This window comes from Sphingomonas corticis (assembly GCF_012035195.1).
Classification (GTDB): Bacteria; Pseudomonadota; Alphaproteobacteria; order Sphingomonadales; family Sphingomonadaceae; genus Sphingomonas; species Sphingomonas corticis.
On record NZ_JAAVJH010000005.1, the window covers coordinates 69,313 to 94,699 of the forward strand.

Genomic DNA, 25,387 nt, shown 5'->3' on the forward strand with positions numbered 1-25,387 from the left:
GGTCTAGCGCGCCGCGCTGACCCGCCAGATCGCGTTGCCGACATCGTCGGCCACCAGCAGCCCGCCGGTCCGGTCCGCGATCACACCGACGGGACGGCCCCGCGCCTTGCCGTCTACGAGGAAGCCCGACAGCACGTCGATCGGCTTCGCGCCCTTCATCGGCCAGCCCTGCGGCGTGAACGGCACGAACACCACCTTGTAGCCCGACAGCGGCTTGCGGTTCCACGATCCGTGCTCACCGACGAAGGCGCCGCGCTGGAACCGCCCGCCCAGCTTCAGCCCGTCGGCGAAGGTCAGCCCCAGCGCAGCCACGTGCGGCCCCAGCGCATAGTCCGGCCGCTTTGAATATTGCTGAAGCTGCGGGTTCTTCGGCTCCACCCGCGGGTCGACGTAGCCGCCCCAGTAGAACCACGGCCAACCGAAATGGTCGCCCAGCTCCACCGCCGTCAGGTAATCGGGCACGATATCGGAACCGAGCATGTCGCGCTCGTTCACCACCGTCCACAGCGCCTTGGTCGACGGCTCCAGCGCCATGCCCACGGGGTTGCGCAGGCCGGCGGCGTAGATGCGGCTGGTCTTGTCGTCGGGCCACACCTGAAGGATGGCGGCGCGGCGCTGCTCCGCCGCCACGCCGTTCTCCGCCACGTTGGAGGAGGAGCCGACCGAGACGTAGAGGCTGCGCCCGTCTTCCGCGGTGATGAGGCCGCGCGTCCAATGGTTCGCACCGCCGGGATAGCGCACGATCGTCTCCGGCGTCGCGCTGATCCGCGTCTCGCCGCCGCGATAGGGCACCCGCACCAGCGCGTCGGTGTTCGCGATGTAGAGCTGCCCGTTCAGCAGCGTCATGCCGAAGGGCGAGTTCAGCCCCGTCATGAAGACGCCGCGCGTCTCGGCGACGCCGTCGCCATCCGCGTCGCGCAGCAGCGTGATTCGATTGGGGGAGGGCACCCCCGCGCCGACCCGGCCCATCAGCACCTTCATGACCCAGCCCTTGATTCCGCCGCCCTCGCGCGGAGGCGAGTTGCTCTCCGCCACCAGCACGTCGCCATTGGGCAGGCGGTAGAGCCAGCGCGGGTGGTCGAGCCCCGTGGCGAAGGCGCGCACCGCCAGCCCCGGCGCGGCGACCGGCGTCTGCCCCTGCTGCCAGCCGACCGGCTCCGCGGTGCCGACGGTGGGGATCACCTGCTCGCGCGGCGCGGTGATCTGCGGACGCTGGCCGGTGACCGCGGCGAGATCGAGCTGCGCCTTGTCGGGCCAGGCGAGCCAGGCGACCACGGCGATGCCGATGAGGAGCAGGAAGGCGAGAAAGCCCAGGATGTGTTTGCGCATGGCGTCCCGATACCGCGCCGGCGGCACAAGCGCCACGGGCTGCGTGGAAACGCGTGACGCAGGCTGTCGGGAGCAGCCGTCCGCGCAGCGATCGTCTCGCGGGACGCCAGAAAAAAGTTAGGCCGCCGACGTGGGGGGCACGCCGACGGCCTCCGGCCTTTCCGACCCAAGGTGCGACCCGAGGGGCATACTCAACCGGTTCCGGAGGGGAGGGGCGCCGTACCGACCGGTGCGACGCCCCTTCCTCAAACCATTCCGCTACCCGTTAGCGGAAGCCGGACCGTCACGCCAGATCGAAACGGTCAGCATTCATAACCTTAGCCCATGCCTGCACGAACTCGGCGACGAACGTGTCCTTGGCGTCATCGCAGGCATAGACCTCCGAGATGGCGCGCAGCTGCGAGTTGGAGCCGAACACCAGGTCGGTGCGCGACGCGGTCCACTTCTGCTCGCCGGTGTGGCGGTCGGAGCCGACGAACTCCTGGTCGCTCTCCTCGCTCACCTGCTTCCACGCCGTGCCCATGTCGAGCAGGTTGACGAAGAAGTCGTTGGTCAGCTGCCCGGGACGATCGGTCAGCACGCCGTGCTTCTCCGCCTTGGCATGGTTGACGCCCAGCACGCGCAGGCCGCCCACCAGCACCGCCATCTCCGGCGCGGACAGGCCGATCAGCTGGGCGCGGTCGACCAGCAGCTCCTCCGTCGGCACGTTGAAGCGGACCTGCAGGTAGTTGCGGAAGCCGTCGGCCTTGGGCTCCAGCGGCTCGAAGCTCTCGACGTCGGTCCACTCCTGCGTCGCGTCCCCGCGACCCGAGGTGAACGGCACGGTCACGTCGTGGCCGGCCGCCTTCGCCGCCTGCTCGATGCCCAGGTTGCCGCCGAGCACGATCAGGTCGGCGATACTCACCGTCCCGGCGAAGTCCGCCTTGATGCCCTCGTACACGTCGAGCACCTTGGCGAGCTGCTCCGGCTCGTTGACGTCCCAGCTGCGCTGCGGCTCCAGCCGGATGCGCGCGCCGTTCGCGCCGCCGCGACGGTCCGAACCGCGATAGGTGGAGGCCGAGGCCCAGGCGGTCTTCACCAGCTGCGCGATCGTCAGGCCCGACGCCGCGATCTTCTCCTTCAGCGTGGCGACGTCGCCGTCGGACAGCGGCGTGCCGGCGGGGATCGGATCCTGCCAGATCAGGTCTTCGGTCGGCGCCTCGGGCCCCAGGTACCGCGTCTTCGGGCCAAGATCGCGATGGCACAGCTTGAACCACGCGCGCGCGAACGCATCGGAGAAGTACGCCGGATCGGCGCGGAACTTCTCCAGGATCTGGCGGTAGCCGGCGTCGTCCTTGAACGCCTTGTCCGCCGTGGTCATCATCGTCGGCACCTTCTTGCCCGGCGTGTGCGCGGCGGGAGCCTGCGTCTCTTCCGGATTGCCGACCGGCTGCCACTGGTTCGCGCCCGCGGGGGACTTCACCAGCTCGTATTCATGGTCGAGCAGGTTGTCGAAATAAGTCATGTCCCACTTGGTCGGCGTCGGCGTCCACGCGCCCTCGATCCCCGAGGTGATTGTGTGGTCGCCCATGCCGCTCTCGTGCGTGGAGGCCCAGCCCAGGCCCATCTGCGCGATGTCCGCGGCTTCCGGCTCCCGGCCGACCAGCGAGGCGTCGCCCGCGCCGTGCGCCTTGCCGAAGGTGTGGCCGCCGGCGGTGAGCGCCGCGGTCTCCTCGTCGTTCATCGCCATGCGCTTGAACGTCTCGCGCAGGTCGCGGGCGGAACCCTTGGTGTCCGGCTTGCCGCCCGGCCCCTCCGGATTGACGTAGATGAGGCCGTGCTGGATCGCCGCGAGCGGGCTCTCCATCGCGAGGCCCGCCTCGTCGTCGATGCGGGTCTGGCCGAGCCACTCCTCCTCGGTGCCCCAGTAGATGTCCTTCTCCGGCTCGAAGACGTCCTCGCGCCCGCCCGAGAAGCCGAACACCGGCCCGCCCATCGACTCGATGGCGACGTTGCCCGCCAGAATGAACAGGTCCGCCCAGCTCAAGGCGCGACCGTACTTCTGCTTGATCGGCCACAGCAGGCGGCGAGCCTTGTCGAGATTGCCGTTGTCCGGCCAGGAATTGAGCGGAGCGAACCGCTGCGAGCCGGAGGACGAGCCGCCGCGCCCGTCACCGGTGCGGTACGTGCCGGCCGAATGCCACGCCATGCGGATGAAAAAGGGACCGTAGTGCCCGTAATCGGCCGGCCACCACGGCTGGCTGTCGGTCATCAGCGCGGTCAGGTCCTTCTTGACCTGCCAGTAATCGAGCTTCTGGAACTCGGCGCGATAGTCGAAGTCCTTGCCATAGGGGTTCGGCGACACGCCGTTCTGGGCCAGGATGTCGAGGCTCAGCTGCTCCGGCCACCAATCGCGGTTGGTGCGGCCCAGCAGCGTGCGCAGCGCCGCGGGCTGCTTTTGCGGGTCGTTGATCGGGCTGCCTTCGGTGATGGCGTCCATGATTGTCTCTCCAGTTGAGCCGCTGCCCGTATCGCTCTCGCGTGACGGGGTCATGGCGACGGACTAGACCAAGTGTATTGATCGGGAAAACGCGAAAAGGTGCGCGCGTTGATCGAGTGATGCGATCAGAACTACTCGTCCACGCCCTCGGGCACCGGGCGGGGCGGGTGGAGGCGCAGCCGGTCGATGCGGCGCTCGTCCGCGGCGACGATCTCGAGCCGCCAGCCGCTGGGATGGTCGATGCAGTCGCCCGGCTGCGGTACCCGCCCCGCCAGCACCGCGGCGAGTCCACCGAGCGTGTCGACGTCGCTTTCCGCCTCCGCCAGCCGCGGATCGACCTCGCGACCTACATCCTCCAGTTCGACCCGCGCGTCCGCTTCCCACGCGCCGCCGTCCAGCGGCACCAGTTGCAGCACGGGCGCCTCGTCGTGCTCGTCCTCGATCTCGCCGACGATCTCCTCGATCAGGTCCTCGATCGTGACGAGCCCCTCCGTGCCCGAATATTCATCCAGCACGACGGCGAGGTGGATGCGCGACTGGCGCATGTCGGCGAGGAGGTCGAGCGCGCCGCGGCTCATCGGCACGTAGAGCGGCTGGCGGATCAGCGCCGCGATGTCGTCCGGCCGCGGGCCGCCGGTGGCGAGGATCGCGAACACGTCCTTGATGTGGACCATGCCGATGATCTCGTCGAGGCTGTCGCGATAGACCGGCAGGCGGCTGTGCCCGGCCTCCGCGAACAGGTGGACCAGGTGGTCGAAGCTGGTCTTCTCCTCCACCGCGATCACGTCCGCGCGCGGCACGCCGACGTCGCCCGCGTCGCGCTCGCCGAAGTGGAGGAGGTTGCGGACCATCTGCCGCTCCAGCGGGGTCAGGTCGCCCTTGGCGTCGGGCGCGGGGTCGCCCTCGTGCCGGTCGATCGCGTCTTCCAGCTGGTCGCGCAGGGTATCTTCCTGCGGTTCGCCGAAGATCAGGTTGCGCAGCCCCGTCCAGATGCCGCTTTCGTGGGAGTCGCCGTTCCCGGCGGTACTTCGGTCCTCGGCCATGATGGCTGGGTCAGTCCTCTCGGATCAGATAGGGGTCGGCGATGCCGAGATCGGACAGCGCGGCGCGCTCGATCTCCTCCATCGCGTCCCCCTCGTCGTCGGTCAGGTGATCGTAGCCTAGCAGATGCAGCGCGCCATGCACCATCAGATGCGTGGCATGATGATCGACGGAGATGCCGCGCTCCGCCGCCTCGGCGGCGCAGACGCCATGCGCGAGGACGATGTCGCCCAGCAGCACCTCGCCGTCGTCGCTGTTCTGCGTGACGGTGGCGATCAGGTCGGGCTGCACCATGGGGAAGGACAGCACGTTGGTCGGCTTGTCCTTGCCGCGATACTGGCGGTTCAGGGTGTGCACCTCCTCGTCCGAAGCGAGCCGCACGCTGACCTCGACGTGCGCCGGGGTGGCCAGCAGCTCGCCATGCGGTGTTCGGGCGATCGCGGCGCGGGTGGCGGCGAGGGCGATCTCCTCCCAGCGGCCGCCATCGGGCCAGGGATCTTCGCGGGTGAGTTCGACGTGGATCATGCGAGGTCCGTGTGGGAGAAATCGTCACCCTTGTAGAGCAATTTCGCATCGTTGGTCACGGCACAGGCATAGGCGAAACAATCACCCATGTTGAGCCGGGCCGGGTGACGGCCCTTGCCGTAGCGGTCGTGCGCGTCGATGGCGGCGCGGTTCTCCGCTTCCCCGATGTCGACCATCCGCAAGGCTGCCTCCACGGCGAAGCTGGCGACGGCGTCGCTGGCCGCCCGCAAGCCGACCGTACGCGTTCTCGCAATCGCACGTGCGGCTTCCCAGGCACCCACGGCGCAGTAGCAGCGATCATTATGCCGCTCGATCGCGTCCGAGAAGGCGTCTGCCTCAGGTTCGCCGCTCATGATCGCGACGATCGCCGACGCATCGACGAGGATCGTCAATCGTCGTCCTCGTCGTTGAGGGAATCGTAGAAGGCTTTGTCGGCTTCCAGGCCGGTCGGTTCACCGAGCGGATGTGCCTTCCGCCACGCCGCCATCCGCTCGCGCAAGGGCGCAACTTGCTCCTCACGAGCGAGTTCGCCTCTCAGCGCCAGCTTCACCGCCGCGGTCTTCGATATGCCCCGCCGCGCCGCAAGCCGCGTCGCGAGTTCGTTCGCTTCCTCATCCTTGACGTAGAGCGACGCCACGACGGCCTCCCCGGATATCCTTCGAAGCTAGGAAGGATATCCTGCCCCGTCAAGCATCCGCCCCCTCGTACGCCTCCACGATCCGGCCGACGATCGGGTGTCGCACCACGTCGCCCGCGGTGAACCGGCAGAGCGAGATGCCCTCCACGCCCTCCAACCGGTAGGTCGCGTCGGCCAGCCCGCTCGCCGCCACGCCGCCGGGCAGGTCGGTCTGGTTCGGGTCGCCGCAGATCACCATCCGGCTGTTCTGGCCGAAGCGGGTGAGGAACATCTTCATCTGCGCGGGCGTCGTGTTCTGCGCCTCGTCCAGGATCACGAAGGCGTCGGCCAGCGTGCGGCCGCGCATGAAGGCGATCGGTGCGATCTCGATCTCGCCGCTGGCGATGCGCCGCTCCACCTGCTCGGCCGGCAGGCAGTCGTAGAGGGCATCGTACAGCGGGCGGAGGTAGGGATCGACCTTCTCCTTCATGTCACCGGGCAGGAAGCCGAGCCGCTCGCCCGCCTCCACCGCGGGGCGCGACAGGATCAGGCGCTGGACGCTGCCGGTGATGAGCTGCGCGACGGCCTGCGCGACGGCGATATAGGTCTTGCCCGTGCCGGCAGGGCCCAGCGCGAAGATCATGTCGTGCGTCGTCAGCTCGCGCATGTAATGCGCCTGTGCCGGCGTGCGCGGGACGATCGTCTTCTTGCGCGTGCGGATCATCACCGAGGGCGCGGCGCCCTTCTCCGCGGAGATGATGCCGTCGAGCGTGGGTTCCGCCATCATCGCGATCGACGCGTCGACCAGCCCCCCGTCGACGTCCTCGCCGCGCTGGATGCGCTTGTAGAGGTCGTTCAGCACGTCGCGCGCCATCGCCACCTGCTCGGCGGTGCCCTCCAGCCCGACCCGGTTGCCGCGCGCGGTGATGTAGACGCCGAGGCGATTCTCCAGCGCGACGAGATGCTGGTCGTACTGGCCAAAGAGCTGCGCCAGCAGCTGGGGGCGGTCGAACAGCAGCTCGACGCGCGAACGCTCGCCATGCTGCGCGGGTACGGGCTTGCGACTCATGCGGTCCTTTCGATCACGGCGCCCAACGTAGGACCGCGCAGGGCCCATGCAACCGGAACGATCGTCGCGCGGTCAATCGATCGGCGTCGTCGCGGGGCGTCCGACGACATAGGCGGATTCCGGATCGTCGAAGGGGAAGCCGAGCATCGCCAGCCCGGCCATCAGCCGCCGCAGGTTCGCCCACATGGCGACCTTCGTTTCCATGGACCGCGGGCTGCGCAGGAACGCCTCGTTGATGACCAGTCCGTCGGGCAGCTGCTGCACCTGTTCCTGCAGCATGATGTCGAGCCGCCGCCGAACCGTGGCCTTGGGCATCATCAGCAGCTCGCCCAGCCGCCGCGGTCTGAGCGGCACCTTCAACGCCTCGGGCAGCGTGGTGCCCATCGCGGCATACCGGCGTGTCAGCACCGGATTGGTCGCGACCTGCCGGTAGTTCGCGCACTGGATGGTGGAGAACAGCACCAGGTTCACGCGGTCCTGATGCGTGCCGATGTTGCAGTCCACCACCGCCAGCATCATGTCGACCGCGGTGAACCAGCCCGCGCGCCACGAATAGGGCCGCGTCGACCGGCGGAACGAGGGCAGGGCCCCGGTGGCGCCCAGGTCGGCGATGAAGCGGACCATGCAGTCGTGCGCCAGCGGTGCGAGCACGTCCATCGGTGCATCGTCCAGCGAGCCGGTGAACAGAACCCCGCCGCGATCGCGCCGGCACCAGCCGGCCTCCGCCAGCGCGGCGACGTGCCGCCGCGTCGTCTCGAACGGCAGCCCCAGCGAATTGGCGATCGAGAGGACCGGCGTCGGCCGGCCGCTGTCCAGCGTCCGCCGGGCGAGGAGCGTGAAGACCAGCAGGCGATCGATCCGGCCGCCGGCGTAGGGCAGCGCGGCCGAGATCATGGTGAACTGCATCTCGGAAAGGCCGTGGGACAGCGCCCGCAGCGGCAGTTCGGTGACGGGGTCAGGGCACATGGTCCGGCCGACCTGCGGGCGAACGCCCGCCGCTGTCCAGACCGCCGGGCCAAAACGGGTAAACCTGCGTCGCCCGGCGCGGCAGGAACACGCGCTCTCGATCCATGTAATTGACGATGCGGGAGCTTCGTCCCGTCAGGCGGCCAGGCCGGCGGTGACGATCCCGCCGAGCGAATTCGGCCCCGCGTGGGCGATCTGCACCGTCACGATATCGCCGATCGCGGCCGACGCGGTCAGGTGGACGGATTGCAGCCACGGCGATTTGCCGAGCATCTGCCCCGGCAGCTTGCCCCGGCGTTCGATCAGCACGTCGCAACGCGCGCCGACGGTGGCGGCGTTGAAGCGCTGCTGGTCGCGGTTCAGCGCCGCCTGCAAGCGACGAAGCCGGTCGTCCATCACCTCCGCCGCGACCTGTCCCGCCATGTCCGCGGCGGGCGTGCCCGGGCGCGGCGAATATTTGAAGCTGAACGCCTGCGCGTAGCCGACCGCGTCGACCAGGCTGAGCGTCGCGGCGAACTCCGCCTCCGTCTCGCCGGGAAAGCCGACGATGAAGTCGCCCGACAAGGCGATGTCGGGCCGCGCGGCGCGGATACGGTCGATCAGGCGCAGGTAGCTGTCCCGCGTGTGGCTGCGGTTCATCGCGCGAAGGACGCGGTCGTCGCCCGCCTGCACGGGCAGGTGGAGGAACGGCATCAGGCTCTCCACGTCGCGATGCGCGTCGATCAGGCCCTGCGTCATGTCGTTGGGATGGCTGGTCGTGTAGCGGATGCGCGCGAGCCCCGGGATGCGGTCCAGCACGCGGATCAGCGCGCCCAGGTCGCGCTCGCCGTCGGTCCACGCATTCACGTTCTGGCCCAGCAGCGTGATCTCGCGCGCGCCGGCATCGACCAACGCCTTCGCCTCGTCGACGATCGCGGCGAACGGCCGGCTCACCTCCGCCCCGCGCGTATAGGGCACGACGCAATAGGTGCAGAATTTGTCGCACCCTTCCTGCACGGTCAGGAACGAGCTCGGCCCGACGCGGCGGCGCGCGGGCAGCTGGCCGAACTTGCTGGCGAGCGGCATGTCGGTGTCGAGCGCCGGCGTACCGGCGGCGGCGTCCGCCACCAGGCGGGGCAGGTTGTGATAGGCCTGCGGCCCGACCACCACGTCCACCTTCGCGCGGCGCACGATCTCCGCCCCCTCGGCCTGCGCGACGCAGCCGGCGACCGCGATCATCGGCGCTGCGCGCCCCGCTTCGCCCTGCGTTTTGCGGATGCGGCCGATGTCCGAATAGACCTTCTCCGTCGCCTTCTCGCGGATGTGGCAGGTGTTCAGGACGACGAGGTCGGCGGCGCCGGCATCGTCGGTGGCGACCATGCCGTCCGCCGCCATCAGTTCGGCCATGCGCTCGCCGTCGTAGACGTTCATCTGGCAGCCGAACGACTTGACGTGGTAGGTTTTCGGAGTGCGCTTCATCGCGCGCGCCTTACTCCTCCCCGCGCCCGCGCTCAATCCGCCGCGACCGGCCCGCTGGGCGCCTGCGGCCGGCGGCAGAGCCAGACGAGGATGACGAGCGATCCGGCCAGCCACGCGGACAGGCGGAACAGGTCGGTGGAGGCGAGCAGATAGGCCTGGCCCACCATCTGCCGCGTCACCGCCGCCGCGGCCTGCGTCGCGTCGAGGCCGAGCCGCCGCAGCTGCTCGGCCGCCATGCGATACGGAACGCCGTTGCCGATCGCCTCGGCCAGCCGGTTCTGGTGCAGCGCTTCGCGCCGGTCCCAGGCGGTGGTGATGATCGACGCGGCGAAGCTGCCCGCCACGATGCGGCAGAAGTTGCTGATCCCGGTCGCCGACGGCAGCCGCTCGGGCGGGATGCGATCGAGTGAAATCGTCAGCATGGCAAGGAAGAAGGTGCTCATCGACACCCCCTGCACCAGCAGCGGCAGCATGAAGTCGGTGAAGCTGGCCGTGGTCGTATAGCCGGACCGCATCCAGTAGCTGATCGCGAAGCCGACGAAGGCGACCGTCGCCAGCAACCGCGCGTCGAACCGGCCGGACAGGCGCGCCACGAACGGCGTCAGCACCACCGCGACGAGCCCGCTGGGCGCCGCGACCAGCCCGGCCCAGGTGGCGGTGTAGCCGAGCTGCGTCTGCAGCCATAGCGGCAGGATCAGGATGTTGGCGAAGAAGACCGCGTAACCCAGGGCGAAGGCCAGGTTTCCGATCAGGAAATTGCGCCGTGCGAACAGCGTCAGGTCCACCGTCGGATTGGCGTCGGTCAGCTCCCAGATTACCCAGGACACGAACCCGACGATGGCGACCAGCGCGAGGACGACGATCAGGTCGTCGTTGAACCAGTCGGCATTCTTGCCGAGGTCCAGCATCACCTGCAACGCCCCCACCCACAGCACGAGCAGGCCGAGCCCGACCGTGTCGATCGGCAGCTTGGCCGTGGGCGTCTCCCGGTCCTTCAGGTTCGTCCAGCACACTGCCGCCGCCAGCACGCCGAAGGGCACGTTGATGAGGAAGATCCACGACCAATGGTAATTGTCGGAAATGTAGCCGCCCAGGATCGGCCCCATGATCGGCGCGACCAGCGTCGTCATCGACCAGATGCCGAGCGCGGTCGCGCGCTTCTGCGGCGGGAAGATCGAGATCAGCAGCGCTTGGCTGCCCGGCATCATCGGACCCGACACCGCGCCCTGCAGGACGCGGAAGGCGATCAGCGAGGGCAGGTTCCACGCGATGCCGCACAGGAACGAGGCGATGGTGAACATCACGACGGAGATGCAGAACACGCGCACCACGCCGAACCGCCGCATCAGCCAGCCGGTCAGCGGCACGGCGATGCCGTTCGCCACGGCGAAGGCGGTGACGATCCAGGTCGAATTGTCGCTGCTGACGCCGAGGTTGCCGGCGATCGTCGGCAGCGAGACGTTCGCGATGGTCGTGTCGAGCACCATCATGAAGGTGCCGAGCGCGAGGGCGAAGGCGGTGAGGCCCAGCCGCGCGCCTGATAGCGGCGTGGGGGCGGGGGGAGCGGGACGATCCGTCATGCCGGGCTCGTCCCGGCATCCAGGGCGCCAAGCCACGCCGTTCCTGGCTCTGGATGCCGGAACAGGCCCGGCATGACGAAGCAGGATTTCACCGATTCGCCGCCACGATCCGCGCGATCGCCGCCTCCACCGCGGGATCGTCGTAATTGGCGGTGTCGCCGCGATAGGGCGAGGCCGCCGCCTGTGCCAGCCGGGCGCCGCCCCTGGACGCGGTGTCCACCGTCGCCTTGACGGAGAGGCCGACGCGCAGTGGATTGGCGCCCAGTTCGCGCGGGTCGAGCGCGATGCGCACGGGCACGCGCTGGACGATCTTGATCCAGTTGCCGCTCGCGTTCTGCGGCGGCAGCAGCGCGAAGGCGTTGCCGCTGCCCGCGGCCAGGCCGACGACGCGGCCGTGATAGACGATGTCGTCGCCGTACATGTCCGCCACCACCGTCGCGGGCTGGCCGATGCGCAGGTCCTTCAGCTGCGTCTCCCGGAAGTTCGCATCCACCCACAATCGCCGCATCGGCACGATTGCCATCAGCGGGGTGCCGCCCTGGATCTGCTGGCCGACCTGCACCGTGCGCTGCGCGACCACGCCGTCGATCGGCGCAGTGACGCGCATGTGGCTGCGGGTGATGGCGGCGCGGCGATAGGCCGCCTTGGCGGCGAGGACGGCGGGGTTGGTGTCGACGTTGGTGCCCTGCACCGCGCTGGTCGCCTGACGCCGCTGCTCGCGTGCGAGGCGCAGGTTGGCGCTCGCCACCTTCACCGCGTCCGCGGCGTTGTCCAGCTCCTCGCCGGACACGGCGCCCTCCGCGGCGGCACCGCGACGGCGCGCGTAATTGCCGCGCGCGCGCGCCAGTTCCGCCTCCGCCTGCACGATCGCGGCGTCTGACTGGCCGACGCGGGTGAAGTCGGCGCGGGTGGCGCGTACCGCGCGGGCGAGCTCCGCCTCCGCCGACTGGAGCGCGACGTCGCTGGCGAGCGGGTCCAGCTCCAGCAGCGGCTGCCCCGCCTTCACCGACTGCGTGTTGTCGGCGTGGAGCGCCACGACGGTGCCGGGATCGCGCGCCGTCACCGCCACCACGTCGCCCGCGACATAGGCGTCGTCGGTCTCCTCCTCCGGCGCGGCGAGCAGGAAATGGAAGATCGCCCATATTACGACGCCGACCAGCACGACGACGGCCAGGATCGCGAAGGCGCGCCGGCGCGCGCGCGGCTTGCCCGAGGGAGCGGGGGCGGGGGTCGGGGTGTCGGCCGCAGGAGCGGGCGCGGCGGTGTCGGTCATCGGGCGGGGTCCTGCAGGGGATCGAACCCGCCGCCCAGCGCGACGGCGAGGGCGGCGCGCGCGGTCAGCGCGTCGATCGAGAGGTTGGCGGCGGCCAGCTCGGCGTCGAGCAGGCGGATGTCGTTGTCGATGCCGGTCAGCCGGCTGTCGAGCCCGCTGGCGACGCGCACGGCGTTGAGCCGCCCGGTCTCGGCGAAGCCCGCCACCACGGCGCGCTGGCGCACGCGGGCGGTGTCCGCGGCCTGCACGCGCGCGATGGCGTCCGCCGCGTCGCGCGCGGCGGCGATGACCGCCTCGTTGTACTGCGCGGTGGCCACGTCCTGCGCGGCGGTGGCGCCGGCCAGGTCTGCCTTCAGCCGGCCGTTGTCGAAGATCGGCAGGTGCAGCGCGGCACCCACGCCGGCCGTGCCCGCGTCCGGCTCGATGAAATTGCCGATGCCGATCGCCTGAAGCCCGACCAGCGCGGTCAGGTTCACGCTGGGGTAGAAGGCGCGCCGTGCCACCTGCCGCCCCGCCGCCGCGGCCTCTACCCGGGCGCGCGCCGCGGCGATATCGGCGCGGCGTGCCAGCAGGTCCGCGGGAACGGCGGTGGGGACGGGGAGGGCGACCTCCTCGGGGATGCGCGTGGGGCCGATGCCGCGGCCATAGTCCGGCCCGCGGCCCGCCAGCGCGGCGATCGCGTCCACCGCCAGCACCCGGGCCGCGCGCGCTTCCACCAGCGCGAGCTCCGCCTGCGCCAGCAGCGTGCGCGCCGCCTCATGGTCCAGCCGGCTGGCCAGCCGGTTGCGGACGCGCGCATCGACCAGCGCCAGCGAGCGGCGGCGCGTCTCGATCGCGCGGGCGGCAATGGTCGCGCGCCGCTCGGCGCGGGTCACCTCGGCATAGGCCTGCGTCACCGCGCCGGACAGCATCAGTCGCGCCGCCGCCGCGTCGAACCGCGCCGCTTCGGCGCCCGCCGCGGCTTGCGCGATGGCGGCGCGCTGACGGCCGAACAGGTCCAGGTTCCAGCCGAGCCCGGCCTGCGCGGTGCCCAGCTCGCGCACCGTGCCGGCGAAGGGCGGGGGGATGGTGTAGCGGCCCGACAGCCGCGAGGCCTGCACCTGCGCGTCGAGCGCGGCGTCGGGGCCGCGATCCGCATCCGCGCGCGCGAGCACCGCCCGCGCCTGACGCACCCGCGCCGCGGCGACCTCCAGCGAGGGGCTGGTCGCCAGCGCGTCGGCGACGATGCGGTCGAGCTGCGGGTCGCCCGCCGCGCGCCACCAGTCGGTCGCGACGGGCACGCTGGCACCGGTCAGCGCCAGGTCGCCCGCCACGCGCGGCGCGACGGCAGGCGGGGAGGCGGGCACCGCGCAGGCAGCGAGCGCCAGCGGAGCGAACGGGATCAGGCGGCGCACGTCTTGCCCTCCATGGTGGCGTGAAGGCGCGCGAGCTGCGCGATCAGCGCGTGAATATCCTCATCGGGCCAATCGGACAGCAGGTCGTTCCAGCACGCCATGGCATGGTCGCGGCAGCGCAGCGTCATCGCCTCGCCCGCGGGTGTCAGCGACAGGTTGACGACGCGTCGGTCGACGACGTCGCGCCGTCGCTCCACCAGACCGCGTTCTTCCAGGCCGTCGATAATGCGCGTCATCGCGCCCTTGTCGTGTGCCAGGTCGCGCGCCAGCGCCGCGCACGTTCCGCCACGGTCGAAGTGGATCGAGATCAGCGCGCTCCACTGCACCGCCCGCAGCCCCTCGGCGGCGAGCACCCGGTCCAGCGCGGCGACGCTGTGCTGATGGCAGACGCGCAGCAGATAGCCCGCCGACGTGGCGGGGTAGAAATTCGTGTCGTCGTAGAACGCCATCCCGTTGACATGACAATCGTTGCAACGGCAGTCAATTTCTTTTTGTTGCTGGCTTGTTGCTCCCCCGGCGGCGGCTATACCGGGGCTTTCCGCCCGAGGAGCCTCACCCCTTGTCCACGCGCCACCACGCCCTGGTCGTCGCCCTGTCGGCGCTCGCCGTTTCTTCGGCCTCGTCCCATGCCGCTACCGTCCAGCCGACCCCGGCCGCCGCGCCGGTCGCCTCGCTGGTCCGCGCGGTGGACATCCCGTTCGAGCAATTTACCCTGCCCAACGGCCTGCGCGTCGTGGTGCACACCGATCGCAAGGCGCCGGTGGTGGCGGTCAGCGTGTGGTACGACGTCGGATCGAAGCATGAGCCGAAGGGAAAGACCGGCTTTGCGCACCTTTTCGAGCACCTGATGTTCAACGGCAGCGAGAATGCGCCGGGCGACTTCTTCGAACCGCTCAAGCAGGTCGGCGCGACCGACTTCAACGGCACCACCTATTTCGATCGCACCAATTATTTCGAGACGGTGCCGACCGCGGCGCTGGACCGGGCGCTGTTCCTCGAATCCGACCGCATGGGCTATCTGACCGGGGCGATCACGCAGGGCGTCCTCGACGAGCAGCGCGGCGTGGTGCAGAACGAGAAGCGGCAGGGCGACAATCAGCCCTACGGGCTCGTCCGCTACAAGCTGACCGAGGGGCTGTTCCCCGCCGACCATCCCTACGGGCACACGACCATCGGCTCCATGGCGGACCTCGACGCGGCCAGCGTGCAGGACGTGAGGAACTGGTTCCGCAACCATTACGGGCCGAACAATGCCGTGCTGGTGCTGGCCGGCGACGTCGACGTGCCGACCGCGCGCCGGCTGGTGGAGAAGTATTTCGGGGCGATCCCCGCGGGGCCGAAGAGCGTCGCGCCGCCCGCGCCGGTGCCGACCGCGTTGCCGGGCGTGGCCGCGGAGGTGATGAAGGACCGCGTCGCGGCGCCGCTGATCCTGCGCACCTGGGCCGTTCCCGGCCTGAACGACGCCGATGCCGCCGGGCTGGACGTCGCCGCGGGCATCCTCGGCGGGCTGGCCAGCTCTCGGCTCGACAATGCGCTGGTCAAGCGCGAGAAGGTCGCGGTGCAGGTGGGGGCCGGCTACAGCGACTTCGCGCAGGTCGGCACGTTCACCGTCAACGCCGTGGTGCGCCCCGGCATCGATCCCGCCGCCGTGTCGAAGCGGATGGACGAGATCGTCGCCGACTTCGTGAAGAACGGTCCGACCGCGGACGAGGTCGCTCGCTACGTGACGCAGACCGTGTCGGGGCGGATCGCGGGCCTTGAATCGGTCGGCGGGTTCGGCGGCAAGGCCGTCGCGCTGGCGGAAGGCGCGCTCTATTCGGGCGACCCCGGCTTCTACAAGAAGCGGCTGGCCGCGCTGGCGGCGCAGACGCCGGCGACGGTGCGGGCCGCTGCGGCGCGCTGGCTGACGAAGCCGGGCTATCGCCTGTCGGTGCTGCCGGGTGCGCGCGACGCCTATCAGGATGCCGCGGTGCCGCCCGCCGTGCCGGTCGCCGCCGCGCCGGAACAGGCGCCCAAGGGCACGCGCGGCCCGCTGCCCGGCGTCGGGCAGGTCGCCGACCTCGGCTTCCCCGCGGTGGAACGCGCACGGCTGTCGAACGGGATCGAGCTGGTCTACGCCCGCCGCGCCGTGGTGCCCGTCACCCGCGCGGTGCTCAGCTTCGATGCCGGCGTCGCCGCCGACGTGCCGGACTGGTTGGGCACGCAGCAGCTGACGCTGGCGATGCTGGACGAGGGGACGCGGACGCTCGATTCGATCGCGCTGGCCGAGGCGCAGGAGCGGCTGGGTGCGGAAATTTACGCCGGCGGCTCGTACGATCGCACGATCCTGGGGCTGCGCGTGCCGAGCGCGAACCTGGCCGCGGCGTCGCAATTGTGGGCGGACATGGCGCGCGCGCCGTCCTTCGCCGAGGCGGAGCTGCCGCGCGTGAAGACGCAGCTGCTGACGCAGATCCAGCAGGAACTGACCAGTCCCGACGGGCTGGCGCAGCGCGTGCTGCCGCGGCTGGTGAACGCAGGCACCCCTTATGCCAAGGCGCAGGGGTCGGGCGATCCGCGCGCGGTGCAGGCGCTGACCCGCGCCGACCTGGTCGCGTTCCAGCAGGCGTGGCTGCGGCCCGAGAAGGCCAGGCTGTTCGTCGTGTCCGACCGCCCGCTCGACGAGATTCGCGCGCTGATGGAGCGACGCCTGGGCGACTGGAAGGGTACGGGCGCCGCCGGGACCAAGGGCGACGCCGCGCAGCCGACGCCGCTCACCCCGCGCATCGTCCTGATCGACCGGCCGGACAGCCCGCAGTCGCTGATCGCGGGCGGCACGCAGACCGGACTGAAGGGAACCGACGACCTGCTGCCGGTCGAAGTCGCCAACGACGCGCTGGGCGGCGGCTTCCTGGGCCGGCTCAACATGAACCTGCGCGAGGAGAAGCACTGGTCCTACGGCGTGGGCGGCAACTTCAGCCGCTACGCCGGCGCGGCCCCCTACATGGTCAACGCGCCGGTGCAGGCGGACAAGACCGGCGAGGCGCTGGCCGCGCTGCGCACCGACATCGCGCAGTTCGTCGGCACGAAGCCGATGACGCGGCCGGAGTTCGACCGCGCCATCGCCGGCGCCACCCGGTCGCTGTCCGGCAATTTCGAGACGTCGGACGACGTGCTGACCGCGATGCAGCTGAACGACCTCTACCGCCGGCCGGACGATTACTATGCCACGATCACGCGCCGCTATCGCGCGCTGACGCTGCCGCAGGTGACGGACGCGCTGCGCGGCGCGATCCGGCCCGACCGCTTCGTCTGGGTCGTCGTGGGCGACGCGTCCAAGGTGAAGCCGCAGCTTGACACGGCGGGGCTGCCCGTCGAGGTCATGCCCGCCGCGACGGTCGCAGGGGCGGGCGCGAACGGCAAATAGGTTGGAGAAGGCGATGTCTGATATCGACGGCAACTGGGACGTGGTCGTGAAGTCGCCGCTGGGCGATCAGAAGCTGACGCTGAACGTGAAGAGCGACGGCAGCACCTTCACCGGCACCGGCTCGGGAGCGATGGGGTCGGCCGACATCACCGGCCAGGTCGAGGGCAACACGCTCAGCTGGAAGCAGCAGGTGACGACGCCGATGCCGATGACGCTGGACATGACCGCCACGGTGGAAGGCGACAGCATGACCGGGTCGGTCGGCGCGGGCGCCTTCGGCAGCTTCCCGCTGTCGGGCACGCGCGCGGCGTAACCTAGCGTACCCTCACCCTTCCGGCGCTACGCGCCTCCCGGCGCAGCCGGGCGGGAAGGGTGAGGGTGACGATCTATCGCACCAGCCGGGTGACGTGTCCCATCTTGCGGCCGTCGCGGGTCTCGCGCTTGCCGTAGAGGTGCAGGTGTGCGTCCGGCTGGCCGACCAGTTCGGGCCAGCGCTGCCACTCCTCGCCGATCAGATTCTCCATCTCGACCCGCGTCGCGACCACCTTCGTGTCGCCGAGCGGCAGGCCGCAGATCGCCCGCACGTGGTTCTCGAACTGCGACGTGGCGGCGCCCTCGATCGTCCAGTGGCCGGAATTGTGGACGCGCGGCGCCATTTCGTTGAACACCGGGCCGTCGGCACCGGCGAAATACTCGCACGTCAGCACGCCGACATGGCCCAGCGCCTCGGCGATACGCCCCGTCAGCGCCGCCGCCTCCGTCCATTGGCCGGCGATCGGCGCGGGGGCGGGGAGCGTGGAGCGGTGCAGGATGCCGTCCCGATGCTCGTTCCACGGCGGCGGGTAGCTGGTGATCGTGCCGTCGCCGGCGCGCACCAGCACGATCGAGAATTCGTGCGTGAACTCGACGAAGGCTTCCAGCACCGCCGGTCCGCCCACCGCTTCCCATGCCGCGTCGGCATCGAGCGATGTGGCGATGCGCGCCTGTCCCTTGCCGTCGTAGCCAAAGCGCGTGGTCTTCAGCACCGCGGGCGTACCGATGGTCGCCAGCGCGTCGTCCAGTTCCGCGCGCGTCGCCACCGCGGCCCAGCGCGCGGGGCGTCCGCCCACCTCCTCGACGAAGCGCTTCTCCGCCACGCGGTCCTGCGCCACCTGCAAGCTGCGCGGCGATGGGTGGACGGGCACGCGCTCGGCGAGCCAGCGCACCGGCCCGGCGTCGATATTCTCGAACTCGTAGGTGACGACGTCGCACTGCGCCGCGAAATCGGCGAGGACGACGGTGTTGTGATAGTCGGCGCGCGTCAGCGAGGAGGCGGTCTGCGCCGCGACGCTCTCACGATCGGGGGCGAGGACATGGGTGCGATAGCCAAGCTGCGCCGCCGCCGCCGCGATCATCCGGCCGAGCTGCCCGCCGCCCAGGATGCCGATGGTGGAACCGGGCGGCAGCGCGGTCATGCCGGATCGGTCGCGACGCCGTCGGTCTGCGCGGCGCGCCACTCCTGGAGCCGCTGCGACAAGGCCGTGTCGGACAGCGCCAGGATCGCGGCGCCGAGCAGCGCGGCGTTGATCGCCCCCGCCTTGCCGATCGCGAGCGTGCCGACCGGAATGCCGCCGGGCATCTGCACGATCGAGAGGAGGCTATCCATGCCCTTCAACGCGTGGCTCTCGACCGGCACGCCCAGCACCGGCAGGTGCGTCATCGACGCCGTCATGCCCGGCAGGTGCGCGGCCCCGCCCGCGCCGGCGATCACCACCTTCAGTCCGCGGTCCGCGGCGGAAGCGGCGTAATCGTACAGGCGCTGCGGCGTACGGTGCGCGGACACCACCTTCGTTTCGTGAGCCACGCCGAGCGCGTCCAGCGTCGCGGCGGTGTGGCGCATCGTCTCCCAATCGGACGTGGACCCCATGATGATGCCGACCTGCGCCATCCGCGGCGCGTAGCGGGGGAGGGCGGCAGGGGTCAAGCACGCCTCCACTCGTCGAGCGAAGTCGCGGCACATGCCCGTGCCCTTCGGCTTTTCAGGAGGGCGCAGGTCGCGCCTTACGCCGCCACGGCCAGCTCGCCCATCGCCGCCGCCGCGATCGTCAGCGAGCGCTTGCGCGCCGCGTGGTCGTAGATGCTGCTGGTCAGGATCACTTCGTCCACGCCGGTGCGCCGGACGAAGGCGGCGATGCCGTCCGCCACGTCGGCCTGCGTGCCGGTGGCGCTGCACGACAGGACGTGGTCGAGGATCGCGGCGTGCGACGGCGGCAGCGATTCGCGGTAGCCCGCCACCGGCGGCTTCATCCGCCCGGGATTGCCGGTGCGCAGCGCGACGAACGCCTGCTGCTGCGATGAGGCGAGCAGCGCCGCCTCCTCGTGCGTGTCCGCGGCAAACACGTTGAAGCCCGCCGCGGCATAGGGGCGGTCGAGCGTCGCCGACGGCTTGAAGTCGCGCCGGTAGATGTCGAGCGCGGCGTCCAGCGCATCGGGCGCGAAGTGCGAGGCGAAGGCGTAGGGAAGGCCGAGGATCGCAGCGAGCTGCGCGCCATAGGTACTGGACCCTAGGATCCACATCTGCGGCGCGGCGCCAGCGCCGGGCGTGGCGGAGATGCCGGTACGCCCATCGTCCGCGAAATAGCTCTGCAGTTCGACCACGTCGGAAGGGAATTGGTTCGGGTCGCTCGCCAGCGTCCGGCGCAGCGCGTGCGCGACCCGCTGGTCGCTGCCGGGCGCGCGGCCGAGGCCCAGGTCGATGCGACCAGGGAACAGCGCGTCGAGCGTGCCGAACTGCTCCGCGATCTGCAACGGCGCCGAATTGGGAAGCATGACGCCGCCCGCGCCGACGCGGATCGTCCGCGTCGCCTGTGCGACGTGCGCGATCACGACGGCGGTGGCGGCCGACGCGATGCCGTTCATGCCGTGGTGCTCGGCCACCCAATAGCGGTGGAAGCCCAGCGCCTCGGCATGGCGCGCGAGGTCCGCGGCATTGGCCAGCGCCTGCGCAACGGAGCCGCCTTCGACGACGGGGACGAGATCGAGGAGGGAGTATCGGGTCATGCGGGGAAGATGGGGTCGGGGCGGGGAGAGCGCCAGCGAAGCTTTTCTATCCGCGCTGGAACGGGGAGGATCGCTTGCCCGCACCAGCCGCGCGACCTACAGCCCGCCATCGATGCTGCCCGCGCTCTCCCATGTCGACACGTGGATCTTCGATCTCGACAACACGCTCTACCCGGCGCGCGCGAACCTCTTCGCGCTGATCGACGCGCGGATGACTGCCTTCGTCGCCGACCTCTTGAAGGTCGATCGTATCGAGGCCTTCCGCGTGCAGAAGGAATATTTCCTCGGCCACGGCACCACGCTTGCCGGGCTGATGGCGCACCACGACGTCGATCCGCACGCCTTCCTGTCCTACGTCCACGACATCGAGATGGATGTGTTGGAGGAGAATGCGCCGCTCGCCGCGCATCTCGCCTGCCTGCCCGGGCGCAAATTGGTCTTCACCAACGGCGACAAGCCCTATGCGCTGAAGGTGCTCGACCGGCTGGGCCTCGGCGCCAGTTTCGAGGCGGTCCACGACATCATCGCGATGGACCTGGCGCCCAAGCCGTCCGCCTCCGCCTATGCGGGCCTGTGCGCCGCCTACGACATCGATCCGGCGCGCGCGCTGTTCGTGGAGGATATGGCGCGCAACCTGAAACCCGCCAAGGCGATCGGCATGACCACGGTGTGGGTCGACAACGGCAGCGAGCAGCACCACGACGCCGACCGCGACTACGTCGACTATCGCACCGACGACCTGACCCACTGGCTCGAACATATCCTGGAGGCCCGATGACCGACCTGCAACAGACCATCGACGCGGCATGGGAGGATCGGGCGAACCTGGGCCTGTCGACCGGCGGCGAGGTGCGCACGGCGGTGGACCGCGCGCTGGCGCTGCTCGACGGGGGCGAGGCGCGGGTGGCGGAGCCGGACGGTGCGGGCGGCTGGCAGGTCAACCAATGGCTGAAGAAGGCGGTCCTGCTGTCCTTCCGTCTGAACGACAACGCGCTGATCGATAACGGCCCGGGCGCCGGCCACTGGTTCGACAAGGTGCCGAGCAAGTTCTCCGGCTGGAGCGAGGCGGATTTCCGCACCGCCGGCTTCCGCGCCGTCCCCGGCTCGGTCGTCCGGCGCGGCGCCTTCGTCGGCAAGGGCGCGATCCTGATGCCCAGCTTCGTCAACATCGGCGCGCATGTCGGCGAGGGGACGATGGTCGACACCTGGGCGACGGTCGGATCGTGCGCGCAGATCGGCAGGAACGTCCACCTGTCGGGCGGCGCGGGTATCGGCGGCGTGCTGGAGCCGTTGCAGGCCGACCCCGTCATCATCGGCGACGGCGCGTTCATCGGCGCGCGCAGCGAGGTGGCGGAAGGCGTGCGCGTGGGCGAGGGCGCGGTGCTCTCCATGGGCGTGTACCTGGGCCAGTCGACCAAGATCATCGACCGCGAGACGGGTGAGGTGTTCCGCGGGGAGGTGCCGCCCTACGCGGTGGTGGTGCCCGGGTCGACGGGCGGCAACCTCGGCCTCTACTGCGCGGTGATCGTGAAGCGGGTGGATGCGCAGACCCGGTCGAAGACGAGCATCAACGACCTGCTTCGCGATTGATCGGAAGCGAAGCTGCGTTAAAGCCGGGAAGGATCACGTCTTCCCTCCGTTCGCCCTGAGCGAAGTCGAAGGGCAAGCGCGGCGCTTAGGCTTCGACTTCGCTCAGCCCGAACGGGCGTGGGGAAGAGCATACGAGAGGGGAACCGTTATGACGACCGCCGCGAGCCACGTTCTCGACCGCGTGCTGGTGCTGGAGATGGTGCGCGTCACCGAAGCCGCCGCCATCGCCGCGTCCACCCTGGTGGGCCGGGGCGACGAGAAGGCGGCCGATGCCGCCGCGGTGGAGGCGATGCGCGCCGCGCTGAACTCGCTCGACATGAACGGCACTGTCGTGATCGGCGAGGGCGAGCGCGACGAGGCGCCGATGCTCTACATCGGCGAGAAGGTGGGGACGGGGCACGGCCCGGCGATCGACATCGCGCTCGACCCGCTGGAAGGCACGACGATCTGCGCCAAGGCGGGGCCGAACAGCCTTGCCGTGCTCGCCATCGCGGAGGCGGGCGGGCTGCTGAACGCGCCCGACGTCTACATGGACAAGATCGCGGTCGGCCCCGGCTACTCGCCCGACGTCATCGATCTCGACCGCACGCCGACCCAGAACGTCCACGCCATCGCGGCGGCGAAGGGGGTGGAGCCCAACGAGATCATCGCCTGCGTGCTCGACCGCCCGCGCCACGAGGCGCTGATCGCAGAGCTGCGGCAGATCGGCTGCGGCGTCGTGCTGATCGGCGACGGCGACGTCGCGGGCGTGATCGCGACCACCGATCCCGACACGACGATCGACGTCTACATGGGCTCGGGCGGCGCGCCGGAGGGCGTGCTGGCCTGCGCGGCGCTTCGCTGCGTGGGGGGGCAGTTCAAGGGTCGGCTGCTGTTCCGCAACGACGCCGAGCGGTCGCGCGCGCGCAAATGGGGGATCGAGGACCTCGACCGCCAGTACGACCTGAAGGACCTGGCGAAGGGCGATTGCATCTTCGCCGCCACCGGCGTGACCGACGGCTCGCTGCTCGACGGCGTCAAGCGGCAGGGCAAGCGCATGACGACGGAGAGCGTCGTGATGCGCGCCTCGTCCGGCACGGTGCGCTGGGTGAAGGGCGAGCACCGGCTGTAAGCCCTGCGCCCTCGCCTTCAGCCTCACCCTTCCGGCGCTGTGCGCCTCCCTCCCTGTCCCGGTGGGAGAGGGAAGGGGCCCATCGGCGCCGCCGATGGGACGGGTGAGGGCGGGTAGGTGACAGCCGCCATCCTCCTGCCCACGCTCGGTCTCCTTTGGCTCTTCCTGCGCGGCGACATGCTCGGCCGCTGGCGCCGGGCCGCGGCATGGCGGCGCTACCCGGCGTGGATCGCGCGCGCGTGGACGCTGTTGGGGGCCGGATCGCTGACGCTGCTCGCCGCGATGGGCGAGGTCGGGGCGATCGCCGCCTTGCCCGACCGCTTCCTGCCTGCGCGCGCGATTGTGGTGACGTGGATCGGTGCGATCGATCCGTTCGGCAGCATGGGAGCGGCGGCGCTGGGCGGGGTCCTGCTCGGCGGGATCGTCGCGGGCCTTCTCGAGCGGCGCGGGCGGCGAGTCGCGTTCGGCGACGTGGAGCGCGTGCTGCCGCGCGACCGGCGCGAGTGGCGGTGGAGCGCCGCGCTGGCGTTGACCGCGGGGATGACGGAGGAGCTGTACTTCCGTCTGCTCCTGCCGCTGTCGATCGCCGCCGTCACCGGCAGTGCCGCGGCGGGATTCGCAATCGCGGCGATCCTCTTCGCGGCGGCGCATCGGTATCAGGGCTGGGCCGGGATCGCCGCCACGGGCGCGGTCGGCGTGCTGATGACGATCGTCTACCTTTCCACCGCCAGCCTGATCGCAGCGATGCTGCTCCACGTCGCGATCGACCTCAACGCCCTGGTGCTGCGGCCGATCGTCTCGCGCAGGCTCAGCTCTTCAGCCGCCACCCCGTCCTGAAGATCGCCACGATCGCCGCGAGGCACAGCAGCAGGAAGCCGAAGGTCACGCCCATGGCGAGGCCGACGTCGACGTCGCTGACGCCGAAGAAGGTCCAGCGGAAGCCGTTGATGAGGTAGACCACCGGATTGAACAGCGTCACCGTCCGCCACGGTTCGGGCAGGACCGTGACCGAGTAGAAGGCGCCGCCCAGGAACGTCAGCGGCGTGACCACCAGCAGGGGGATCACCTGCAGCTGCTCGAACCCGTTCGCCCATATGCCGAGCGCGAAGCCGAACAGGCTGAACGCCACGGCGACCAGAACCAGGTACAGCGGCATCAGCAACGGGTGCGCGATCGGCAGGTCGACGAACAGGTGCGCGGTGGCGAAGATGACGAGACCGATCACCACCGACTTCGTCGCCGCCGCTCCGACGTAGCCGAGCACCGTTTCCAGCGGCGACAGCGGCGCGGAGAGCAGCTCGTAGATCGTGCCGGTGAACTTGGGCATGTAGATGCCGAGCGAGGAGTTGAAGATCGACTCGCTGAAGATCGTCAGCAGCATCAGCCCCGGCACGATGAACGCGCCATAGGGCACGCCCTCCACCGATCCCATCTGCCGCCCGATCGCCGAGCCGAAGACGATGAAGTACAGCGTCGTCGTGATGACGGGGGTGAGCAGGCTGGTCCAGATCGTGCGACCGAAGCGCGCCATCTCGAAGCGATAGATCGCGAAGATGCCGTGGAGGTTCACCTCTTCTCCCCCACCAGATCGACGAAGATGTCCTCCAGGCTGGACTTGCTCGTCTCCAGGTCCTTGAACGCGATGTTGCGCTCGCCAAGGCGCTGGAGCAGTGCGGGGATCCCCGTTTCCTCCGCCTTGGCATCGAAGACGTAGCGCAATTTGTGCCCCTCGTCGGCGAGGGCGAGGTGCCATTCGTCGAAGCCGTCCGGCACCGCGTCCAGCGGCTCGACCAGGGTCAGGTCCAGCTCGCGCTTGCCCAGCTTCGCCATCAGCGCGGCCTTCTCCTCGACCAGCAGCAGCTCGCCGCTGCTGATGACGCCGACGCGGTCGGCCATCTCCTCGGCCTCTTCGATATAGTGCGTCGTCAGGATGATCGTGGTGCCGTTCTCGCGCAGGCGGTGGACCAGGTTCCACATGTCCCTCCGCAGCGACACGTCGACGCCGGCGGTGGGCTCGTCGAGGAACAGCAGCTCGGGTTCGTGTGCCAGCGCCTTGGCGATCAGCACGCGGCGCTTCATGCCGCCCGACAGGTCCTTGATCTTCGCGTGACGCTTTTCCCACAGGGACAGGTCGCGCAGGACCTGTTCGACGTGCCCGCCGTCGGCGGAGCGGCCGAACAGGCGGCGCGAGAAGGTGACGGTCGCGAGCACGCTCTCGAACTGGTCGGTCGACAGCTCCTGCGGCACCAGCCCGATCGCGCGTCGCGCCGCCTTGTAGTCGCCGAGGGCGTCGTGCCCCGCCACGGTGATGCTGCCCGACGAGGGGGTCACGATGCCGCAGATGATGCTGATGAGCGTCGTCTTGCCCGCGCCGTTCGGGCCCAGCAGCGCGACGATCTCGCCGCGTTCGACGGTGAGGTCGACCGACTTCAGCGCGGTCGGGCCGTTCTTGTAGGTCTTGGAGACGCCGCGAACGGTCAGGATCGGTTCGGGCATGGAGGGGGAGGTAGAGCG

24 protein-coding genes are annotated in these 25,387 nt (G+C 70.2%); 6 read left to right on the forward strand and 18 right to left on the reverse strand.

Translation table 11 applies throughout. The features are described 5' to 3' along the window. Positions 1–3: 3 nt before the first annotated feature. From HBH26_RS09360 to HBH26_RS09420, 13 genes are all read right to left on the reverse strand, one after another. A complete protein-coding gene (locus tag HBH26_RS09360; RefSeq protein WP_168134341.1) occupies positions 4–1,329 on the reverse strand; it encodes a PQQ-dependent sugar dehydrogenase in 1,326 nt (441 codons plus the stop codon). Between the two features lie 283 nt (positions 1,330–1,612). Next, positions 1,613–3,808 carry a catalase/peroxidase HPI gene (gene katG / locus HBH26_RS09365; protein WP_168134342.1) on the reverse strand — a complete coding sequence of 732 codons (2,196 nt, stop codon included), beginning with the start codon at positions 3,806–3,808 and terminating at the stop codon, positions 1,613–1,615. 131 nt (positions 3,809–3,939) lie between these two features. After that, positions 3,940–4,851, reverse strand: a complete 912-nt coding sequence (locus HBH26_RS09370) for a hemolysin family protein (RefSeq protein WP_168134343.1) — start codon at positions 4,849–4,851, stop codon at positions 3,940–3,942. A 10-nt stretch (positions 4,852–4,861) separates the two neighbouring features. Next, positions 4,862–5,374: an rRNA maturation RNase YbeY gene (gene ybeY / locus HBH26_RS09375; RefSeq protein ID WP_168134344.1), complete on the reverse strand. Its 513-nt coding sequence runs from the start codon at positions 5,372–5,374 to the stop codon at positions 4,862–4,864. Further along, complete coding sequence (locus tag HBH26_RS09380; protein ID WP_168134345.1) at positions 5,371–5,766, reverse strand: type II toxin-antitoxin system VapC family toxin; 396 nt, start codon at positions 5,764–5,766, stop codon at positions 5,371–5,373. Before HBH26_RS09380 ends, ybeY begins: the two co-directional genes overlap by 4 nt. Next, entirely contained in the window at positions 5,763–6,011 is a 249-nt protein-coding gene (locus HBH26_RS09385; RefSeq protein WP_168134346.1) for a type II toxin-antitoxin system VapB family antitoxin, read from the reverse strand. Before HBH26_RS09385 ends, HBH26_RS09380 begins: the two co-directional genes overlap by 4 nt. A 49-nt stretch (positions 6,012–6,060) precedes the next feature. Beyond that, positions 6,061–7,059, reverse strand: a complete 999-nt coding sequence (locus HBH26_RS09390) for a PhoH family protein (RefSeq protein WP_168134347.1) — start codon at positions 7,057–7,059, stop codon at positions 6,061–6,063. A gap of 72 nt (positions 7,060–7,131) precedes the next feature. After that, the gene (locus HBH26_RS09395) at positions 7,132–8,025 is read right to left on the reverse strand and encodes a hypothetical protein (protein WP_168134348.1); all 894 of its coding nucleotides are present in this window, start codon (positions 8,023–8,025) and stop codon (positions 7,132–7,134) included. Between the two features lie 135 nt (positions 8,026–8,160). Continuing rightward, complete coding sequence (gene miaB / locus HBH26_RS09400; RefSeq protein ID WP_168134349.1) at positions 8,161–9,483, reverse strand: tRNA (N6-isopentenyl adenosine(37)-C2)-methylthiotransferase MiaB; 1,323 nt, start codon at positions 9,481–9,483, stop codon at positions 8,161–8,163. Positions 9,484–9,515: 32 nt separating this feature from the next. Beyond that, the gene (locus HBH26_RS09405; protein WP_168134350.1) at positions 9,516–11,063 is read right to left on the reverse strand and encodes a DHA2 family efflux MFS transporter permease subunit; all 1,548 of its coding nucleotides are present in this window, start codon (positions 11,061–11,063) and stop codon (positions 9,516–9,518) included. An 88-nt stretch (positions 11,064–11,151) separates the two neighbouring features. Continuing rightward, positions 11,152–12,336 (reverse strand): HlyD/EmrA/EmrK family protein, encoded by a 1,185-nt coding sequence (locus tag HBH26_RS09410; RefSeq protein ID WP_168134351.1) that lies wholly within the window; start codon positions 12,334–12,336, stop codon positions 11,152–11,154. Further along, entirely contained in the window at positions 12,333–13,730 is a 1,398-nt protein-coding gene (locus tag HBH26_RS09415; RefSeq protein ID WP_168134352.1) for an efflux transporter outer membrane subunit, read from the reverse strand. Before HBH26_RS09415 ends, HBH26_RS09410 begins: the two co-directional genes overlap by 4 nt. Further along, the gene (locus HBH26_RS09420) at positions 13,718–14,179 is read right to left on the reverse strand and encodes a MarR family winged helix-turn-helix transcriptional regulator (protein WP_168134353.1); all 462 of its coding nucleotides are present in this window, start codon (positions 14,177–14,179) and stop codon (positions 13,718–13,720) included. The genes HBH26_RS09415 and HBH26_RS09420 overlap by 13 nt, the downstream gene beginning before the upstream one ends. A gap of 110 nt (positions 14,180–14,289) precedes the next feature. Between HBH26_RS09420 and HBH26_RS09425 the strand changes: the two genes are divergently transcribed. Both HBH26_RS09425 and HBH26_RS09430 read left to right on the forward strand, forming a co-directional pair. Beyond that, positions 14,290–17,133, forward strand: a complete 2,844-nt coding sequence (locus HBH26_RS09425; protein WP_239024695.1) for a M16 family metallopeptidase — start codon at positions 14,290–14,292, stop codon at positions 17,131–17,133. A 13-nt stretch (positions 17,134–17,146) separates the two neighbouring features. Continuing rightward, the gene (locus HBH26_RS09430) at positions 17,147–17,446 is read left to right on the forward strand and encodes a DUF3833 domain-containing protein (RefSeq protein WP_168134354.1); all 300 of its coding nucleotides are present in this window, start codon (positions 17,147–17,149) and stop codon (positions 17,444–17,446) included. Positions 17,447–17,519: 73 nt separating this feature from the next. On the opposite strand, the gene HBH26_RS09435 is transcribed toward HBH26_RS09430, so the two are convergent. The 3 genes from HBH26_RS09435 to HBH26_RS09445 all read right to left on the reverse strand — a co-directional run bounded on the left by HBH26_RS09435 (position 17,520) and on the right by HBH26_RS09445 (position 20,172). Next, positions 17,520–18,587 carry a 5-(carboxyamino)imidazole ribonucleotide synthase gene (locus tag HBH26_RS09435; protein ID WP_168134355.1) on the reverse strand — a complete coding sequence of 356 codons (1,068 nt, stop codon included), beginning with the start codon at positions 18,585–18,587 and terminating at the stop codon, positions 17,520–17,522. Further along, positions 18,584–19,060: a 5-(carboxyamino)imidazole ribonucleotide mutase gene (gene purE, locus HBH26_RS09440; protein WP_239024709.1), complete on the reverse strand. Its 477-nt coding sequence runs from the start codon at positions 19,058–19,060 to the stop codon at positions 18,584–18,586. The genes HBH26_RS09435 and purE overlap by 4 nt, the downstream gene beginning before the upstream one ends. Before the next feature lie 113 nt (positions 19,061–19,173). After that, positions 19,174–20,172 carry an LLM class flavin-dependent oxidoreductase gene (locus tag HBH26_RS09445; RefSeq protein WP_168134356.1) on the reverse strand — a complete coding sequence of 333 codons (999 nt, stop codon included), beginning with the start codon at positions 20,170–20,172 and terminating at the stop codon, positions 19,174–19,176. A 112-nt stretch (positions 20,173–20,284) separates the two neighbouring features. Between HBH26_RS09445 and HBH26_RS09450 the strand changes: the two genes are divergently transcribed. From HBH26_RS09450 to HBH26_RS21175, 4 genes are all read left to right on the forward strand, one after another. Continuing rightward, complete coding sequence (locus HBH26_RS09450; protein WP_168134357.1) at positions 20,285–20,950, forward strand: pyrimidine 5'-nucleotidase; 666 nt, start codon at positions 20,285–20,287, stop codon at positions 20,948–20,950. Beyond that, complete coding sequence (dapD, locus tag HBH26_RS09455; protein ID WP_168134358.1) at positions 20,947–21,762, forward strand: 2,3,4,5-tetrahydropyridine-2,6-dicarboxylate N-succinyltransferase; 816 nt, start codon at positions 20,947–20,949, stop codon at positions 21,760–21,762. The genes HBH26_RS09450 and dapD overlap by 4 nt, the downstream gene beginning before the upstream one ends. Positions 21,763–21,910: 148 nt before the next feature. Then, complete coding sequence (gene glpX, locus HBH26_RS09460; protein ID WP_168134359.1) at positions 21,911–22,873, forward strand: class II fructose-bisphosphatase; 963 nt, start codon at positions 21,911–21,913, stop codon at positions 22,871–22,873. A gap of 117 nt (positions 22,874–22,990) precedes the next feature. Next, positions 22,991–23,710, forward strand: coding sequence for a CPBP family glutamic-type intramembrane protease (locus HBH26_RS21175; RefSeq protein WP_168134360.1), 720 nt, complete (start codon positions 22,991–22,993; stop codon positions 23,708–23,710). Here HBH26_RS21175 and HBH26_RS09470 read toward each other — a convergent pair. Both HBH26_RS09470 and HBH26_RS09475 read right to left on the reverse strand, forming a co-directional pair. Continuing rightward, positions 23,682–24,443, reverse strand: coding sequence for an ABC transporter permease (locus HBH26_RS09470; RefSeq protein ID WP_168134361.1), 762 nt, complete (start codon positions 24,441–24,443; stop codon positions 23,682–23,684). The genes HBH26_RS21175 and HBH26_RS09470 overlap by 29 nt on opposite strands. After that, positions 24,440–25,369 carry an ABC transporter ATP-binding protein gene (locus HBH26_RS09475; RefSeq protein WP_168134362.1) on the reverse strand — a complete coding sequence of 310 codons (930 nt, stop codon included), beginning with the start codon at positions 25,367–25,369 and terminating at the stop codon, positions 24,440–24,442. The genes HBH26_RS09470 and HBH26_RS09475 overlap by 4 nt, the downstream gene beginning before the upstream one ends. Between the last annotated feature and the right edge of the window lie 18 nt (positions 25,370–25,387).